Below are 17,926 nucleotides of genomic sequence, written 5' to 3' on the forward strand. Positions count from 1 at the left end.
ATGTTAAGCGTAATTGAGCATATCATTCAGCCAATCCTGTGGGCGATTGGCACCTATGCAGTGTTGCGCCTGTTAATTCGGCTTGGTCGGCGCATTGGGCTGATTAGCGGGTTAAGCATCCTTGGCCAATTTTTGGCGCTCAGCAGTGCTGGCTTAATTGGCCTATGGTCGGATCAACAGCTTGAGCATTGGCCGCTGCTCACCAAAATCCTGCAAACCACCGTGACTGTTTCGATTATTGCGGTTGTTTTACATATTGGAGATCAACTATTGGTGCGGCGTTTGGCTGCCGATGGTCGTCCCAATGCTATCCCGCGCTTGATGCGTGATATTGCCCGTGGTTTTGTGCTGCTCATGACCTTGCTGATTTGTATTGGTCATTTTTTCAAAGTACAAATTGGCACAGTGCTACTCAGCTCAACCGTTTTTACCGCTGTGGTTGGGTTGGCCTTACAAGATTTGCTCAAAAACGTGATTGCTGGGATTGCGCTGCAAATGGAGCGGCCTTTTATGCCTGGCGATTGGATTTTTATCGATGTCCAAACTGGTTATGGCCGCGTTTTGGAGATGAGCTGGCGGGCAATCCGAGTCAAGCCGCGTGATGGTCAGGTCGTAGTCATCCCCAACACGATTATTGCTCAACAACAAATTATCAATATGAGTGCAACTGGCTTGCCTGTGGCCATGCGGGTTGCAGTAACCGTCGATTGTGTGCACCCACCAATGATGGTACGCGAATTGTTGAAAGAAGCAGTGCTTTCCAGTCGCGGGGTCGTTGCCCAGCCTGAACCATTTGTGTTTGTGCGCAACTACACCGCTTTCTCGACGACCTACGAAGTTAAATGTTGGATCAGCAACTACGATGATTTTCCACAGTTGCAAGGCGATGCGCTGAGCCGGATTTGGTATGTGTTCCAGCGTCAAGGCATACACTTTGCCTCAAACGAAATGGTGCTGACCCGCCCTGAACAAGCTAGTCGGCAACGTCGGCTTGATTACACGCCTGAGCAAATTTTTGATCGCCTCCGCCGAATCAAGCTGCTCGATGGCTTGCACGAGCAAGAATTGCGCTTTTTATCGGAGAACGTCGAAATTCGCTTATTCGAACGCGGCGAAATTCTGGCGCATCAAGGCCGCCACGAACATATTTTGTACGCAATCACCCGCGGCAAAGTGCGAGTTGAGGTTGCTCATGACGATCAGCCAGCAATCGTCGTTTCGCACTTAGGTGCTGGCGATGTGTTTGGTGAGCGTGGCATGTTAATGGATGAACCGCGTTCGGCCAGCGTGATTGCCGAGGAAGATACCCGCACAATTGTGATCGAACGCCACGATCTGGCTCCGCTGTATGCCAAAAATCCCTCGTTGGCCGAACGTCTGGGGGTTATGGTAGCCGAGCGTCAGCAAGCCACCCACAATTATCTGGAGCAGCAACGCTCGGTCAACCAAAACCCCACGCCATCCCCCGCCGCCCGCTCAATCACCGAGCGCATCCGCGATGTGCTGCTTGATTTGAGCAAATAACTACAACGCTTGAAAATGACCAACCAAAGCGGCGTAGGTGTCATCCATGGCTTCGGGAATGAGCTTGACTCCACCAATTAATGGCATAAAGTTGGTATCGCCATTCCAACGTGGAACAATGTGCATATGCAAGTGTTCATCAATGCCCGCGCCAGCTGGCCGCCCCAAATTCATGCCCAAATTATAGCCATGTGGGTTCATCACCGTGCTCAAAATTGTGGCTGAACGTTGGGTCAAATGCATAATTTCGGCGGCAGTTGCAGCGGGCAAATTAGCAAAATCGTTGGTATGGGCATAGGGCACAATCATCAAATGGCCTGGATTATAGGGATACAAATTCATCAGCACATAACTAAATTGCCCACGATAAAGCACATGATTTTCAGCATCGTTTGATTCTTCATGTTTGATGCACAAGACACAGCGCGAATCTTTGGGTGTTTCGCCTTTGACAAACTGCCCACGCCAAGGTGTCCATTTGATCTCCATTACAACCTCCAAAATCCAAAGAACCAGCGCCATTGTAGCCGAGAATTGCTGCTTAAATGCCAACCGATCGTCGTTATGACGATCGGTTGAGGAAGCTTGAAATCGACTATTTATTGGGTTTTGACAAACGGAATAAAGGCTTTGTGGGCTAAAACGCTACGCACTTGCACATTGATGGGATTACGGGCATAAGCACTACCCCAAGCCCAGCCGCCACCAGCAATTGGCACTTCGCCAGTTGCTCCAGCATCAATTTCAATCGTGCCAGGAGCAACCGCCCGCAAGCCAATTGTACGACAATCGGTTGGGTGCTGGTTGAATTTACATGGCATCGTCAATGGTGGATCGAATTGGACAGTTCCGGTTGGGCTGAGCGTGATTCCGGTATAAGGCACACCAATATTGACATACTGAATTGTGAGGCTAAAAACGTCGCCAACATTGACCAGCGCTGGAGCACTCAAAATCAGCTCTTTAACAATTGGCGTGACTGTCGGGCTACCACTGGTGGGCGTGATCGTTGGCGTTCCGATACAAGTACTACCACTCATTGCCAAATTGGTTGGACATGGAGTGGCAGTTTTAGTAGCCGTTGGCGTTGGCGTACAGGGAACTTGGGTTGTTTGCACGCGATTGCTATTTAATGGTTGTGGCGTTGGCGTGAAACATGGTGCACTTGGGAAGGTCGGGGTCGGGGTAAAAGTTGGGGTTGGCGTACACGGTGCTTGGGTTACTTGAGGCGCTTGCTTGTGGGTTGGCCGCGTTGTTGGCGTGTAGCATGGATAGCTTGGAAAGGTTGGGGTCGGTGTCCGCGTTGTCGTTGGGGTTGGAGTCGGTGTACATGGTACCCGGGTTGTTTGCACACCATTGCTATTTAATGGTTGTGGCGTTGGCGTAAAGCATGGCGCGGTCGGGAAGGTTGGGGTAGGAGTACCAGTGTTGGTTGGGGTTGGCGTATAGGTTGGTGTACCATCGCCCGCCACGATATTTACATAAACTGGGTTGCGTGCCCGTGCACCACCCCACATCCAGCCACCGTCAATAAATAATTCACCAGTCGCCCAGGCATCAATCGTTAATTCGCCCACAGCAGTTGCTCGCAAGCGAATTTGGGTACAATGGGTTGGGTCTTCAAAGAAATCGCATGGCATGACTGATGGCGGTTCCACTTGGGCCAAACCATTGGGGCTGAGGCTAATTCCAGTATCTGGCGCACCAATGTTCACATAATCAATCGTTAGCGTAAAGATATCACCAACTCGGACTTGACTTGGGGCACTCAACAGCAACTCAGCATATGATGTTTGTTGGCATGGCAGCGCCGTTGGCGTTGGCGTGCGGGTTTTGGTTGGAGTTGGAGTCGCCGTCGCCTGACCCGCTGGAGTTGGCGTATAGGTTGGCTGTAGCGTAGAAGTTGGGGTTCGGGTTGCTGGAACACATGTTGGCATTGGGGTTGGAGTTGCCGTCGCATTCGGATCAACGACATTGATCCAAATTGGATTACGCGCTTGGGCACTGCCCCAAGCCCAACCACCGCCAGCAATCGGCACTTCGCCAGTCGCCGATGCAGAAATTTCTAACATTCCCTCAGCCGTTGCCCGTAATGTAATTGCACGACAACCTGTTGGGTGTTCATTGTACTTGCAAGGCATCGTCATAGGCGGATCAAATTGCGCCAGATTGTTCGGACTCATGGTGATCGAGGTGTAGGGCAAACCAATATTGACATACTGAATCATGATCACGAACAGTTCACCAACTTGGACTTCGGTCGGGCCACTCAGAATTAATTCGGAACGAAGTGGCGTTGGGGTTGGCGTTAATAACGCCTTGGCGCTTGTTACTTCAGGTCGTTTAGCCACAGCAAAGCTAAGCAACACTGCACACAAGCTCACTAACAGGGCCAGCCGCCTGTTATTCATAGGGGTCCTCCTCTATATAAGATTAATGGGCCTAGGCTTCTAAGTATTCATCAACTAGGACTACTCCCGCTATAGGACAAATGGCCCAAAAAACAAGCTATCTAGCTTACTAGATATTAATAATCATTAAAGAAGCCAACCTGAAATAGCTCGCTCTCAAGCGTCAAACGGCCAAGCGCCTATGATACAATAGACTCTGTGATGAATCGAACAGATGCGGCGCTTCAACTGAGCTGGCACGAGCTTGCCAAAACCTACAACACCCGCCCGGTCTATGACCAGTTGGCGGGCGAATTGCATAGTGGCGAAGTTTTGGCAGTACGCGGCCCAAATGGCGCTGGCAAATCGACCTTTTTGCGCTTGCTCTGCGGCCTCGAACGGCCAAGTGCTGGCACAATTCGTTATCAGTGGCAAGGCCAAACCTATAGCCCAAACACCATGCGCCCATGGATCGGCTTTGTGGGGCCAGATGTCGCGTTGTATCGTGAATTAAGCGCGATCGAACATTTGCAATTTTTAGCCAAAGCCCGTGGTTTAGCCGCCGACCAAGCCTATTGGCGCGAATTGTTGGCGCAAGTTGGCTTGGCTGGGCGTGAGGCAGAACAGGTTGCCCATTTTTCATCGGGCATGGCCTTGCGTTTGAAATATGCAATTGCGCTTTTAGCCCAGCCACCAGTGCTGCTGCTCGATGAGCCAACCGCCATGTTCGATGAGCATGGTCGCCAATTTGTGGCTCAACTGGTTGAACAACAACGTCAGCATGGCCTGACCATTTTGGCCACCAACGACGAGCGCGATGCTGCTTGGGCCGATTTGATTTTGACGGTAGGAGCGGCGGCACGTGGCTAAACCAACATTATGGCAAGCTGCTTGGGCAGTTGCCTATAAAGATTTACAAATTGAGTTGCGCACGCGCTATGCCCTGAATGCCATGGCCTTATTTGCAGTCACAACTGCGGTGATGGTCAGCTTTCGTTTGGGGCCATTGGGCCTAAGCCGTGATCCACGTTCGGCAGCAACCTTGGCCGTGCTCTTGTGGATTGCGATCTTTTTTGCGGCGATGAATGGCTTGGCTCGCACGTTTGTACGCGAGGAAGAAGCTCATACCGCAACCTTATTGCGCTTAAATGTGCCAGCGTTGGCCGTCTATTTGGGCAAACTCTTGGTCAATTTGTTGATTTTGGCCTTGCTCGAAACACTGGTAACCTTGCTGTTTATTGGCTTGTTGAATGTTACGATTGCCAAAGTTGGTTTGTTTCTAGCCACCCTCAGTTTAGGCGGAGTCGCCTTGGCCGGAGCAACCACTATTTTAGCAACTTTAGTCGCCAAGGCCGATGGCAAAGGTTCGTTATTTACGATTTTGGCCTTTCCCTTGGTGCTGCCATTATTGATTATCGCGGTTGAAACAACCGAATTAGCATTGAGCGGCGGAACATGGGGTTCAGCTGGGAGCGGTTTGCAACTGCTTGCGGCCTATACCATCGCTGAACATGTGGCCGCGCTCTGGCTGTTTGAACGAGTTTGGGAAGCCTAAAACTCTACTGGTGGGAACAATTAAGCATGCTTGCGACAACCTTTAAGTGGTTTACTGGAATTTGGCTCGCCTTGGTCAGCCTAGCGATGTTCTTGTGGGTGCCGGCTCACGAGGGCTTGGGCAACGTTGGGCGAATTGTGATTGTGCATGTGCCAACAGGCTGGCTAACCAGTGTAGCCTTTTTGTTTTCGGCAATTTATAGCTGGCGCTACCTGCGCAATGGCCGCGCCCGCGACGATGCTTTGGCCTTGGCTGCGGCAGAGTTGGGCTTGATTTTTAGTATTCTGGCAACGGTAACTGGCTCGATGTTTGCCAAAGTAGTGTGGGGAACTTACTGGAATTGGGACCCACGCGAGACCGCAATTGCTGCATTAATGTTGATTTATGCGGCCTATTTCGCCTTGCGTACCTCGATTGAAGATCGCCAACGCCAACGCTATCTTGGCTCGATCTATGCCCTGCTGGCGTTTGTGGCTGTGCCATTTTTGATCTTTGTGATTCCACGGGTCACCGATGATACGCTGCACCCCAATTGTGCCATTTTGAATACACCTAATTGCCAAGGCATTCAATTAACCGAAAATGGGCGAATTATTGGCACAATTGAGGATTTTAAAGTTGAATTGCTGGGCATCGAGCAACAAGCTGATCTAACGGTTGCTACGGTCAGTATTTTATCGAATGGCACAAATTACACACTCAAACCGTCATTTAATCGGGCCAGCAATAAACCCGAAGCCATTGAGCGCTTGCCCGAAACCTTGCGCGATGTACAAATCAAGCGGTTAAGTGGCGAGCCAGGCAATCAAACGGTCGAAATTGCGATCGCCAACACAGGCAATATTGGCCTGCTAACCGAGCAACGCACCCTGCTAACCTTCTTTGCCAGCTTATTTGGCTTTACGCTGCTGTTCTTCTGGCTCTGGTGGTTACGCGCCGATGTGCTCGATATCAACGAACAATTACTACAACAAGGAATCACGATATGAATGGATTAACCGACCCAGGCTTAGCCATGTATGTGGCAGCGGCGGTAACCTTGGTGGTTTGGCTGGGCATTTTTGCCTATTTGCTAAAGATTGATCGCCAAGCCAAAGCCTTACGCCAAGCCTTGCAAGAACGCCAAGCCAATCCAGCCAATCAAACCAGCAATGCCCCGATTCGGCCAGAACGGGTCAGCCCAGAGCGCAAGGAGACTAGCAATGTCTGAAGTTAAACCACGTTTTCGCTTAAAACCACTCCATATCGTTGGGATTGCCCTGTTAATGCTGGCAGGTTGGTTGGGCTTTACCTCGATGGGTGATTCACTAACTCCTTATGTCAATGTGACCGAGGCCAAAGCCAGCGGGCGCAATGTCCAAGTCATGGGTTACCCGCAAAATCAAGGCACGGTTGAATCAGGTTCATTCCGCTTTACCATGCGTGATGAAATGGGTCAACCAATCGAAGTACTGTATCGCCAGCCCAAGCCAGGCAATTTTGATCAAGCGATTAGCGTGGTGGCAATTGGCGCATTTGATGAAAGCCAAGGCATTTTTGTGGCCGACGATTTGTTGGTCAAATGCCCATCGAAGTATCAAGAAGATACCCAAGCTGCCAAGTAGGTCGCAAGGCTGGGGTTTGTGCTAACCCCAGCTATCAATCCAAACCAGAGGATCATCCATGAATTTGTTTATGTTTGGCACGTTGCTGCTGGTTGTGGCGTTAGTTGCCGCTTTCACCGCCACCACTTCCTATACATTGCTGATTGCAGGCCAGCGCACCGCCTTGAGTTGGGGCCGTTGGAGCGTGCGGATCGCCGCAGTTTCAATCCTTGTGGCTTCGCTGCTGCTCTTGGCGTTGTTCTATTTTGGGCGCTACGAGTTCGATTATGTTTATAACTACTCATCGAACGATTTAGAGCTACGCTACAAACTTTCGGCGCTCTGGGCTGGCCAACAAGGCTCATTTATGATTTGGGCTTTGGTTGGCTTGTTGGCAGCGCCGTTGTTGCTACGCCGCTCACGCGAGTTTGAGCCGTTTGTGCTCATGCCCTTGATGGCGGTGCAAGTAGCAATTATCAGCTTTATGTTGATCAACAATCCATTTGCCTTGCGCTTCGATGTTGCCAAACAAATCATCTATGCTGAAGATGGGCGTGGCTTGAACGAGCTGCTGCACAACCCATGGATGGTGATTCACCCACCTATTTTGTTCTTGGGCTATGGCTTGTTGGCAATTCCATTTGCCTATGCCATCGCTGGGCTGTGGCGGCGCGATTATGATGGTTGGGTCAAAGCAGCCTTGCCATGGACAATTACTGCGTGGGTTGTCTTGACGACTGCATTAACCCTTGGTGGTTATTGGGCCTACGAAACCTTGGGTTGGGGTGGCTACTGGGCATGGGACCCAGTGGAAAACTCATCGCTCTTGCCATGGCTGACCGTGACGGCCTTGCTCCACGGGATGTTGGTGCAACGCGCCCATGGTGGTTTGCGTCGCGCTAACTTTAGCCTAGCAATTGTGACCTATGGCTTGGTCATGTATGCCTCATTCCTGACTCGTTCGGGGGTTTTGGGCGATTTTTCGGTGCACTCATTTACCGAAGATGGCCTTGGCACGACCATGGCAGCAGTTTTGGTAGTTGGTTTAGTGGTTTCGCTAGGCATTTTCTTCCAGCGCTGGCGTGATGTACCAATCAGCAAACTCTCGGAAAGCCTATTTTCCCGTGATAGTTTGTTTGTGCTGGGCATGTTTTGTCTGGTCATTATCACGCTGATTGTGGGCCTTGGCACGTCAATGCCCTTGTTCTCCAAAACGCCGATTTTGCGCGATGGCCTACGCACGACGTTTGCCAAAGCCTTCGATATTGCCGCGAGCCAAGATGGCCGCTTTAGCTTGCAACCAAGCTTTTTCCGCACCGTCACACCGCCGTTTGGCTTGGTCGTGATTGGTTTAATGACTATGGCTCCTTTGCTTGGTTGGCGCGGCGGCAACATACGCAAATTTATTTTTGCCCTACGCTTGCCAGCGATTTTGGCAGTAGTGGCTACAGTGGTTGGCTTGTTGCTTGGCGTGCGCAAACCACTCTCACTGGCCTACCTTGGGCTGGGTAGTTTGGGGCTTGGGGTCAATATCTTGATGATCGTGCGCACAGTGCGTGGCGGCTGGATGCGGATCGGCGGTTATGCAGCCCATATCGGCGCAGCTCTGCTGGTAATTGGCTTCGTCGGATCGTCGGCCTATAGCTCGCCCGACATCAATATGACCATTCCCTTGAATACGACCCAAACCGCCTTTGGCCATAAAATTACCTTCGAAGGCTATGCAACCCGCACCAACAACCAAGGAGCCGAAAAAGGCGTGATCGATTTGGCGGTGCAACGCGGTGATGGCGAGGTGCAAGATGCTGCACCACAGTTGTATCTCAACCCACGCGATGGCCAATGGATCAGCAACCCAGCGATTATTCGCGAATGGTGGGGCGATTTATATATCTCGCCTGGTAAATATTTGGCCGCCAGTGATCCCAATTTGTTAACCTTGGCTCAAGGCCAAAAAGGCAGCGTCGGCCCCTATAGTTTTGTGTTTCAAAACTTCGATTATAGCCTGCCCGAGGACCACACTGGTGCCGAAGCCCAAACCGATGAGATTACGATCAAAGCGCGTTTGACCTTCTACGATGAGGCGGGTAAAGCCACGACGATCGAGCCAGGTTTACGCGCCGTTGCCAACGTGGGCAATCAACCTGAGCCATATACCTTAGCTGATGGCAACCAAGTGTTGATTTCAGCCTTAAGCTTGGAAAATCGCCAAGTGCAATTGCAAATTGTTGGGCTTGATTTACCAGTTTTGCCTGAACGGGCTGATATTTTTGTCAGCACCAAACCAGCGGTTGGCTTGGTTTGGGTTGGCACAGTGGTGATGACGCTTGGTGGCTCGTTGGCTGCCACACGGCGCTTTATCGAACATGCCACCAAACGCCATGCCCAAGCAAGCGTACCCGAGGCCGCAACCCAAGCCGCCTAATCGCGTACTAGCTTCCCTCACCCCCTAACCCCCTCTCCCGCCCAGCGAGCGAGGGGAAGCACTTCAATCATGAGGTTGGAACTCCCCTCGCCCGCCGCCGTGGGCGAGGGGTCGAGGGTGAGGGAACATAATTGTTCATGCAAAAAACCATGACAACCTAATTGATAATAACCGCTGCGGATGCAAGCAGCGTTTGCATCCGTAGCTAGCGAGTTTAAACAGAATGTCGGAACAACCCGATAAATTAGATTATCGCCCGCTGCCCTCGCGGCGTGGCAATACCACAATTAAACCCATTGACGTGGAACGAGCAGTGCGTTGGCGCTGGCTGAATGGCTGGCTAGTGTTGGTGATTACAACCGCACTGGTGATTAGCGGAACTGGCGGCTTAATTTGGATTAACACCCGTCCGCCAGCCGAGACCGCCCCGCAACAAATGCCGCTATTTGCCTCGACGATTTTGAGCGAAATTAGCGACCCGAATGTGCGCGATCAACTGCTAGCACTTGATGCGAGTACCTCCCAAGCCCAAAGTGTAATCAATCAAAACCCGCGTGATCCCAACGGCTGGATTATGCTTGGCCATGCCCATTATGATTTTATTCAGATGATTTATGAGCATGCCCCCAACGGCCAAGCCTATGTGCAAAACCTCAGCCGTTGGATTCAAGCCAGCGATGCCTATTCGCAAGCCTTGGCCTTGGATAACTTCCAACCGCTAATCCGTTCCGATCGAGCGGTGGCCTTGGCACGCTATGGAATTGGCTTTGGCAACCCCTTTTATAGCGAACAAGCCCTCGCAGAAGCTGAAACCGCCTTGGCCCAAGATGATCAGACCTTGCTGGTGTTGCTGAATGTGGGGCGTGTTTATGCCTTATTGCCTGAACCACGCATGGCTGATGCCGAGCGTTTATGGCGAAAAGTTATTGAACTTGGCCCAACCAGTTTGCAGGCCCAATTAGCCCAAAGCCTGCTTGATGGAGCCAAGCCCTAGGAGCAATCATCATGACCAGCGAATCTGAAACCAGCGTCAAGCAAGGCCTTTCACGCAAAGAATGGCTTTGGTTGGGAGCAGGCATTGTCGTCGCAATTATCGTTATCGCGACAGTGGCAATCTTAACGAGTGGCGGTAGTAAACCGCAAACCGTGGTTGGTATCGATCGACCAGTGCCTAATATGGTGCTCAAAACGGTTGACGGTGGCAGCTTTAACCCGACGGAATATAAGGGCAAACCTATAATTATTAATTTTTGGGCCTCGTGGTGCGAGCCATGCAAGGAAGAAATGCCCGCGTTGGTGCGCACAGCCGAACGCTATGGTGATAAAATCGCCGTCGTTGGCATCAACCTAACTGATCAAGATAACGATCAGGAAATTCGGCGCTTTATTCAGCGCTACGCCGTAACCTACCCGATTGCGCTTGATAACGAGCGGGTTGCCCAACAAGCATTTGGGATTTTTAATATTCCTGTTACTTTTTTTATTGATTCTGAAGGCATTATTCGGTATACTCGGATTAATGCGATTACAGAGTCTGAGATGGATCATGTATTATCGGAATTATTGCCCTAAAAAATCGGGTTAGTGTTTTTGGAGAGGATCTCTCACTTATGGAACAACCGTTAATTTTAGTTGTAGACGATGAACCCGATGTTGCCCAGTTGTTGTCGTTGCAATTGACCATGGAAAAATATCGGGTTCAAATTGCCTACGACGGTCCAACCGCCATCGAGTATGTCCGCTCACTCACACCCGATTTAATTATCTTGGATGTGATGTTGCCTGCCATGGACGGCTACGAAACCTGCCGTCGGATTCGCGAGTTCAGCAATGTGCCCATTTTGATGCTGACCGCCAATATTCAAGACCAACAAATTGTCTCAGGTTTGGATAGTGGGGCCGATGATTATGTCACCAAGCCCTATAGCCCAAGCCAATTGCTGGCACGGGTTCGCGCTTTGTTGCGCCGGATTCCACCGCAACGGCCAATTATCACCGCAGGCGAAGGCTTGATGGTGCTCGATCGCCAGCGCCGCGAGTTGAAAGTCAAAGATAAAGTGATTGATCTCACGCCAACCGAATATCAATTGTTGATTTTATTGGCTGATAGTGTTGGTCAAGTTGTGCCGCACGAAAAATTGCTTGGCTCGATTTGGGGCAGTGGCAAAGAATCAGATCACGATTCGCTGAAAGTTTATATCTGGCATTTACGGCGTAAATTAGAGGACAATCCTCGTCAGCCGAAAATTCTGCTGACCGAATGGGGTGTTGGCTATCGCCTAGCTGAGTAATCTGGTTTGCTTGTGGATTGAGGAATAAGCGGCACGATCAACGAGGATCGCGCCGCTTTGGCATTTTAGCAGCACCACACTGAACATGCACAGTCAATAGGTGTGCGCCTCAAGACTGATAGCCAAAACTTAAAGCAATGGTATGATGTGTGAAACCTTGAGGAGCACCCGCTAATGTCTGTCTTAATTGCCAATAATCTCGGCAAATGGTTTGGAGCCGAACAAATATTTGAAGCTGTCTCGTTCCAAGTGGCTCGTGGCGACAAAATCGCCTTGGTTGGGGTCAATGGTGCGGGCAAATCTACGTTAATGAAAATTATCGCTGGCATCGATAGTTCCAGCGAAGGTTCATTACATCGCTCACGCGGTTTGCGCGTGACCTACCAAGCTCAAGAAGCGACGTTCGCTGCCGATTCGACCTTGGAGCGCGAAGCTCATGCCGCCTTTGCTGCACTGAGCAGCATCGAAGACGAAATGCGCCAGCTCGAAGTCACGATCGCTAATCCCGATGATCCCCAATGGGAGCAGGCCATGGAACGTTATGGCGAGTTACAACATCGCTATGAGCATGCTGGCGGTTATGAAAAAGAGCATCGGATCACCCGTACCATCCAAGGTTTGGGCTTTACTGATGCTCAATGGACGCAGCCAATCGCTCAGTTTAGTGGTGGCCAACGCACCCGTGCCGCGCTTGCCATAGCCCTGCTAGGCGATCCCGATATTCTGTTGCTCGATGAGCCAACCAACCACTTGGATATGGCAGCCTTGGAATGGCTCGAAGAATTTTTGCGCGATTGGGATGGAACATTAATTGTGATTTCCCACGACCGCTACTTCCTTGATCGCGTTTCTAACCGCACCTGGGAAATGGAATGGGGTCGCTTGCAAGATTACGCCGCATCCTATTCTAAATATCAAACGATCAAAGCCGAGCGCATGGAGCGTTTAGCCAAAGAGTTTGAAGCCCAGCAGCAGCAAATCGCTAAAACCGAGGAGTTTATTCGCCGCTTCAAGGCTGGGGTTCGCGCCCGCGAAGCCAAAGGCCGCGAACGCCGACTTAACCGCTTTAAAGAAGGCTGGAATAGTATCCATGGCCATGTTAAAGCGATTGAAGGCCCGCAACGCCGCAAAGAACTCAAATTTGCTTTGCAGACCAATCTTCGTTCTGGTGATGTGGTGCTGGCCCTCGATCAATTGGGGGTTGGCTATACCAATAATGGTCAAACTACCACCTTGCTGCAATTTGATGAATTGTATGTGATGCGCGGTGAACGGGTAGCCTTGCTTGGGCCAAATGGCAGCGGCAAATCAACCTTGCTCAAAACTGTGGTCGATCAACTCAAGCCCTTGGCTGGCAGCTTTGAGGTTGGAGCCAACGTGCAGCTTGGCTATTATGCCCAAGGTCACGAAGGCCTCGAGTTCAGCAACACGATTTTGGATGAAGTGCTGCGGCATAACCCGCAAATGGGCGAAACCAGGGCACGCACCATGCTTGGCAACTTCTTGTTTACCAGCGATGATGTGTTCAAGCAAATTCGCGATCTTTCGGGTGGCGAACGTTCGCGGGTGGCATTATCACAGTTGATGCTTAACGGCGGCAACTTCTTGATGCTCGACGAACCAACCAACCACTTGGATATTCAGGCCCGCGAGGCGCTTGAAGGCGTACTTAACGATTTTAATGGTACATTACTGTTTGTCTCGCACGACCGCTATTTTATCGATGCAGTCGCTGATACCTTGTGGTTAGTCAACGACGATGGCAGCATTACGCGCTTTCCAGGCAATTATTCGGCGCTGGCTGCTCAGCGGGAAAACGAACGTCGCGCTGCCGAAGCCGCCGCGCTCGAAGCCAAACGCGCTGCCGAACGCCAAACCAAAGCCAACAAAGCCAATCCAACGCCTGTTCCAGCTAGCGCTAAGCGCCAACTACAAAATCTTGAGCGCGAAATTGCCAGCCTAGAGCAACGCAAAGCCGCGCTTGATGCCGAAATTATGCAAGCATCAATCAAGCAAGATAGTCGCAAAATTGGCGAGCTTGGCACGCAATATGCCGCGCTCGAAAACCAACTCAGCGATTATTACACCCGCTGGGAGCAATTGGCCGAAGAAGTTGGAGCTTAACCAAAGGATGAATTATGAAGGATGAGGGATGAAACCAAAAATCAAAAGTGCGAAGGTTTTAACGCAGAGGCGCAGAGAAAAGAAGGGTACGAAGATTTAGGGTTTTGGCTGTAAACGTTGTTAATATCAGCCTTCGTGCCCTTCGTGTCCTTCGTGGTTAAACGGTATCTTTCATCCTTCATAATTCATAATTCATCCTTCTGTAAGGGCTTGTAATGTATCGAATTGGCTTGACTGGCAATATTGCATGTGGCAAAAGCACGGTTGTAGCGATGCTCCACGAATTAGGCGCAGCAGTTTGCGATGCTGATGCGGTGGTGCATCAAGTGCAAGCACCTGATGGCAGCGCTTATGCACCAATCGTCGAGGCTTTTGGCCTTGGAATTGTGCAAAATCAAACCTTTGGCATGCCAATTAATCGCCAAGCTTTGGGCCAAATCGTTTTCGCCGATCAAGCGCAGTTGCGCCGTTTGGAAGCCTTGGTGCATCCAATTGTGCGCCAAACTATTATGGCTTGGCTGGAAGCTCAGCGCCAAAATAACGCTCAGGTTGTGGTGATCGATGCAATTAAATTGATCGAAAGTGGCTATCCTGCTTTGTGCGATGCAGTTTGGGTGGTCACCGCCGATCCAGCAATTCAGCTAGCACGCTTGATCGAAACGCGCGGTATGAGCGAAGCCGAAGCCCTGCTGCGGATTAATGCTCAAAATAGTCAGGCCGATAAAATCGCCCATGCCGATGTTGTAATTGATAATAGCGGTTCGCTCGCGGAGACTCGCCGCCAAGTTGAACAAGCATTTTTGGCGATTCAACGCCATGATTAAACCAAGTAAGGAGCCAGCCATGCGTGTTCTTGATGCCCCAACCAATCAAGCACGACCAACCCCTCAACCACGATTAACCCCAGCCATGAGTTTTGGCTTGGCAACACTTGGTGTTTTTGTGGGGGTTGGCTGGCTCTGGCTCGCGCCACACTGGCTAGCGTTGCTGATCACGCTTGGCTCATTAAGTCTTTTGCTCGGCCAAGCTTGGGCCAGCATCCAACGGACTGAACGCGAACGCACGGTGTTAGCCCAAGCCCATAGCGCCCTCGACAGCGAATATAATAGCATTCAAGCTGATTACGCCACGCTCGAACGGGCCTACGAAGATTTGCAACAATCGCATCAGCGTTTGCAACGCCGCATCGATGAACGCACTGCTGAGCGCGATCAATCGACCAATCAGTTGCAAACCTTACTTGATGATACCCGTTCGTATGTTGCGCAACTAACTGCCTTGAACGAAGTTTCGGTTGCTTTAAATGCCACGCTTGATCGCGATGAGGTGTTGGCCTGTATTTTGCGCCAACTTGAGCGGGTGGTTACCTTCGATAGCGCTTCGGTTCAGCAGCTTGATGATGATGAATTGCAGGTCATCGCTGCCCGTGGCATGAATAACGAAGTCTACGACATGCGGATTTCGGTGCCCGATAACGAATTGGCACGCAAAGTTGTTGGCTCGCCTGCTCCAGTGGTTTTGGGCGATGTGCGCAAAGATCCATCGTTTGTGATGCAGCCTGGGCCAATTCGTTCATGGATTGGGGTAGCGTTGCGGGTGGGCGAACGCACGGTAGGTATTTTGACCGTCGATAGCCATCGCGAAAATGCCTACACCGCTGACGATGGCCACTTGGTCGCTAATTTTGCCAACCAAGCAGCCTTGGCCTTGCACAATTCACATCTTTTTGCTGCTGCCGAACGTCGCGCTACCGAAATGGCCTTGCTTTTGGAAATGACCCGTACAGTTGGCTCGACTTTGCACTTGCCCGAAGTGTTGCTACGAGCCGCCGCCGCAATCGGCGAAGCCTTGCATGCGGAAGATGTGTTGGTGTTGTTGCTTGATGAACAGGGCGAACGTTTAACTCCCCAAGCTGGGGCAATGGGTGATCACAACTATTTGCGCATGCGCTGGGCAAGCCCAACCTCGTTGAGCAACGAGCCAACCTTGGCCAAAGTCATCAAACAAGGCTGCGCGAGAGTGATTCATGCGGTTTCGCCGACGATTCCATACCAAACCTTGTTGGCCTTGCCATTGAGCATTAAAGAGCAAGTTTTAGGGGTTGTCTTGGTTGCCACGCCTGATCGTGATGCACCGTTTGGGCCGCAACAATTAGTTTTAGCTGAAGGCTTAGCCACCTCAGCCGCCATCGCGATCGAACAAGCAAGGTTATATGATCAAGCTCGGCGAGCAGCTCAAGCTGAGGAGCGTTCACGTTTGGCGCGTGAATTGCACGATTCGGTCACCCAAACCTTGTTTAGCATGACCTTGACCGCTGAAGCTGCCCGTGCCCAAGTTGAGCGCAATCCAGTTCGGGCTGCAACTCAAATTGATCGCTTGAAGGCCGCCGCCCATCAATCGCTGGGCGAAATGCGCGAACTCTTACTACAATTGCGCCCAACACCTTTGCAAGAACATGGCATCATCAAATCGCTGCGCGACCATATTGCCAGCTTGAATGCCCAAGAAGTTGCGATTAACTTAGAGTGCGAGGGCGAAGATTCGGTGCTTAGCCCAGCCAATGCTGCTGGCTTATATCGAATTGCCCAAGAAGCAATTGCCAATGCCTTGCGCCATGCCCAAGCAACCAATGTGCGAGTGAGCTTCAGCTTTGCCAGCAAATCGACAACCCTGATGGTCAAAGATAATGGCTGTGGCTTTGATCCGGATTTATTGGAGCGCAGTGGCAGGCATTTGGGGCTAACCAGTATGGCCGAGCGTGCCGGAGAACTTGGTGGCACGCTCGATGTCCAAAGTATTGTTGGTGAAGGTACTTGCCTAACTGTGCACTTGCATGGTTAGGCTCGTATTCGATTCCGTTCATTGTCATCTATTTCGCCACCCTTCCGTCCCTCCGCCGGAGGGAAACGCAGGGGGTTTCACCCCCCTGCACCCCCTAAAGCACAATTTACGGTCTGGAATGATCTAGAAGATCCATCAACCTGATACATTAAGGTAAAACGCGGCCTCATCTATCTAACTAGGCAGGCTTGCCAGCCAACAATTTTAGCCCGATAATACCCGCAACAATCATTACCAAACAGGCCAGCCGCAACGGTTGAGCCGATTCGTCGAATAACCAAATACCCAAAATTGCCGTGCCAGCCGTGCCAATCCCTGTCCAGATTGCATAGGCTGTGCCCAAGGGCAAATCACGCAAGGCCATCCCCAACAGCGCCATACTCGCCGCTAGCATCACACCCGTGGCAAGGCTTGGGCCAAGCTTGGTTAACCCTTCGCTATATTTTAACCCAACCGCCCAACCAACTTCTAAAACACCTGCCACAATTAAATAGAACCAAGCCATTGTACAACTCCCAAAATTGAAATTAATCAGCGCTTGCAGCGTCGCATAGCCTGAATTAATCATCAGTTCAGCGATATGCAATGATCCTAACAAATTTGGGAACAAAATGCTGACGAAAAACGTCATTGTGCCAAACCCCGAAGAGTGTGTTTCGTCAGTCCACATTGGAGGAATACGTTATGACAATGGACGAGCTTGATCAGGCCATTTTAGAAGTTCTGCAAACCGATGCCCGCCTGCCCAATCGGGCGATTGCCAGTAAAGTTGGTAGCAGCGAGCCAACAGTACGTCGCCGCATCGAACGCTTGGTTGACGAAGGGTTAATCAAAATTGTCGCCGTCGCCTCGCCCTATGCCTTAGGCTATCAGGTGGTCGCCATCATCGGCATGCAAATCGATCGAGCTTACCAGCGCCAAATTGAACAAGCCTTATGTAATTTGCCCCATGTGCATTTCGTTGGCCTCACCTTGGGTAGCTATGATGTTGTGTTAGAAGCATGGTTGCGCTCTACCGACGAATTATTAGAGTTATTGGCCGACCATATCGCGCCCTTGCCAGGAGTCCAGCGGGTCGAGCCATGGCAAGTTTTGAAGCTCAGCAAATACAATTACGATTGGGGCAATCAGCCTTCGATCAGCAATTCTCACCATTGACGAAGGCTTAACTGACGCGTACAATGGCCTAATAC

The 17,926-nt window shown here is 51.0% G+C and carries 17 protein-coding genes; 14 read left to right on the forward strand and 3 right to left on the reverse strand.

Going from position 1 to position 17,926, the window contains the following annotated elements:
* The gene (locus ABEB26_RS11255) at positions 1 to 1,524 is read left to right on the forward strand and encodes a cyclic nucleotide-binding domain-containing protein (RefSeq protein WP_345722094.1); all 1,524 of its coding nucleotides are present in this window, start codon (positions 1 to 3) and stop codon (positions 1,522 to 1,524) included.
* Here the strand turns inward: ABEB26_RS11255 and ABEB26_RS11260 are convergent, their stop codons facing one another.
* A complete protein-coding gene (locus ABEB26_RS11260) occupies positions 1,525 to 2,013 on the reverse strand; it encodes an HIT family protein (RefSeq protein ID WP_345722096.1) in 489 nt (162 codons plus the stop codon).
* Positions 2,014 to 2,123: 110 nt separating this feature from the next.
* Positions 2,124 to 3,935, reverse strand: a complete 1,812-nt coding sequence (locus tag ABEB26_RS11265; protein ID WP_345722097.1) for a hypothetical protein — start codon at positions 3,933 to 3,935, stop codon at positions 2,124 to 2,126.
* Positions 3,936 to 4,136: 201 nt separating this feature from the next.
* Here ABEB26_RS11265 and ABEB26_RS11270 point away from each other — a divergent pair, with 201 nt between their 5' ends.
* The 12 genes from ABEB26_RS11270 to ABEB26_RS11325 all read left to right on the forward strand — a co-directional run bounded on the left by ABEB26_RS11270 (position 4,137) and on the right by ABEB26_RS11325 (position 16,733).
* A complete protein-coding gene (locus ABEB26_RS11270; protein ID WP_345722098.1) occupies positions 4,137 to 4,784 on the forward strand; it encodes an ABC transporter ATP-binding protein in 648 nt (215 codons plus the stop codon).
* On the forward strand, positions 4,777 to 5,469 hold the full coding sequence (locus ABEB26_RS11275; RefSeq protein ID WP_345722099.1) for a heme exporter protein CcmB: 693 nt from the start codon (positions 4,777 to 4,779) through the stop codon (positions 5,467 to 5,469). The genes ABEB26_RS11270 and ABEB26_RS11275 overlap by 8 nt, the downstream gene beginning before the upstream one ends.
* A gap of 26 nt (positions 5,470 to 5,495) precedes the next feature.
* Positions 5,496 to 6,458, forward strand: coding sequence for a cytochrome c biogenesis protein (locus ABEB26_RS11280; RefSeq protein WP_345722100.1), 963 nt, complete (start codon positions 5,496 to 5,498; stop codon positions 6,456 to 6,458).
* Complete coding sequence (locus ABEB26_RS11285; RefSeq protein ID WP_345722101.1) at positions 6,455 to 6,679, forward strand: CcmD family protein; 225 nt, start codon at positions 6,455 to 6,457, stop codon at positions 6,677 to 6,679. The genes ABEB26_RS11280 and ABEB26_RS11285 overlap by 4 nt, the downstream gene beginning before the upstream one ends.
* Entirely contained in the window at positions 6,672 to 7,073 is a 402-nt protein-coding gene (locus ABEB26_RS11290) for a cytochrome c maturation protein CcmE domain-containing protein (protein WP_345722102.1), read from the forward strand. The genes ABEB26_RS11285 and ABEB26_RS11290 overlap by 8 nt, the downstream gene beginning before the upstream one ends.
* A 58-nt stretch (positions 7,074 to 7,131) precedes the next feature.
* Positions 7,132 to 9,477: a cytochrome c biogenesis protein CcsA gene (gene ccsA / locus ABEB26_RS11295; protein ID WP_345722104.1), complete on the forward strand. Its 2,346-nt coding sequence runs from the start codon at positions 7,132 to 7,134 to the stop codon at positions 9,475 to 9,477.
* A gap of 223 nt (positions 9,478 to 9,700) precedes the next feature.
* On the forward strand, positions 9,701 to 10,471 hold the full coding sequence (locus ABEB26_RS11300; protein WP_345722105.1) for a tetratricopeptide repeat protein: 771 nt from the start codon (positions 9,701 to 9,703) through the stop codon (positions 10,469 to 10,471).
* Between the two features lie 11 nt (positions 10,472 to 10,482).
* Entirely contained in the window at positions 10,483 to 11,049 is a 567-nt protein-coding gene (locus ABEB26_RS11305; protein WP_345722106.1) for a TlpA family protein disulfide reductase, read from the forward strand.
* 38 nt (positions 11,050 to 11,087) lie between these two features.
* On the forward strand, positions 11,088 to 11,768 hold the full coding sequence (locus ABEB26_RS11310) for a response regulator transcription factor (RefSeq protein WP_012190265.1): 681 nt from the start codon (positions 11,088 to 11,090) through the stop codon (positions 11,766 to 11,768).
* 174 nt (positions 11,769 to 11,942) lie between these two features.
* Positions 11,943 to 13,892, forward strand: a complete 1,950-nt coding sequence (gene abc-f, locus ABEB26_RS11315) for a ribosomal protection-like ABC-F family protein (RefSeq protein ID WP_345722108.1) — start codon at positions 11,943 to 11,945, stop codon at positions 13,890 to 13,892.
* A gap of 215 nt (positions 13,893 to 14,107) precedes the next feature.
* The gene (gene coaE / locus ABEB26_RS11320) at positions 14,108 to 14,716 is read left to right on the forward strand and encodes a dephospho-CoA kinase (protein WP_345722109.1); all 609 of its coding nucleotides are present in this window, start codon (positions 14,108 to 14,110) and stop codon (positions 14,714 to 14,716) included.
* Positions 14,717 to 14,735: 19 nt separating this feature from the next.
* Positions 14,736 to 16,733, forward strand: a complete 1,998-nt coding sequence (locus tag ABEB26_RS11325) for a sensor histidine kinase (protein ID WP_345722110.1) — start codon at positions 14,736 to 14,738, stop codon at positions 16,731 to 16,733.
* A gap of 178 nt (positions 16,734 to 16,911) precedes the next feature.
* Here the strand turns inward: ABEB26_RS11325 and sugE are convergent, their stop codons facing one another.
* On the reverse strand, positions 16,912 to 17,238 hold the full coding sequence (sugE, locus tag ABEB26_RS11330; RefSeq protein ID WP_345722267.1) for a quaternary ammonium compound efflux SMR transporter SugE: 327 nt from the start codon (positions 17,236 to 17,238) through the stop codon (positions 16,912 to 16,914).
* A gap of 179 nt (positions 17,239 to 17,417) precedes the next feature.
* Between sugE and ABEB26_RS11335 the strand changes: the two genes are divergently transcribed.
* Entirely contained in the window at positions 17,418 to 17,891 is a 474-nt protein-coding gene (locus tag ABEB26_RS11335) for an Lrp/AsnC family transcriptional regulator (protein WP_012190271.1), read from the forward strand.
* Positions 17,892 to 17,926 lie beyond the last annotated feature (35 nt).

It is taken from the genome of Herpetosiphon gulosus (assembly GCF_039545135.1).
GTDB classification, from domain to species: domain Bacteria; phylum Chloroflexota; class Chloroflexia; order Chloroflexales; family Herpetosiphonaceae; genus Herpetosiphon; species Herpetosiphon gulosus.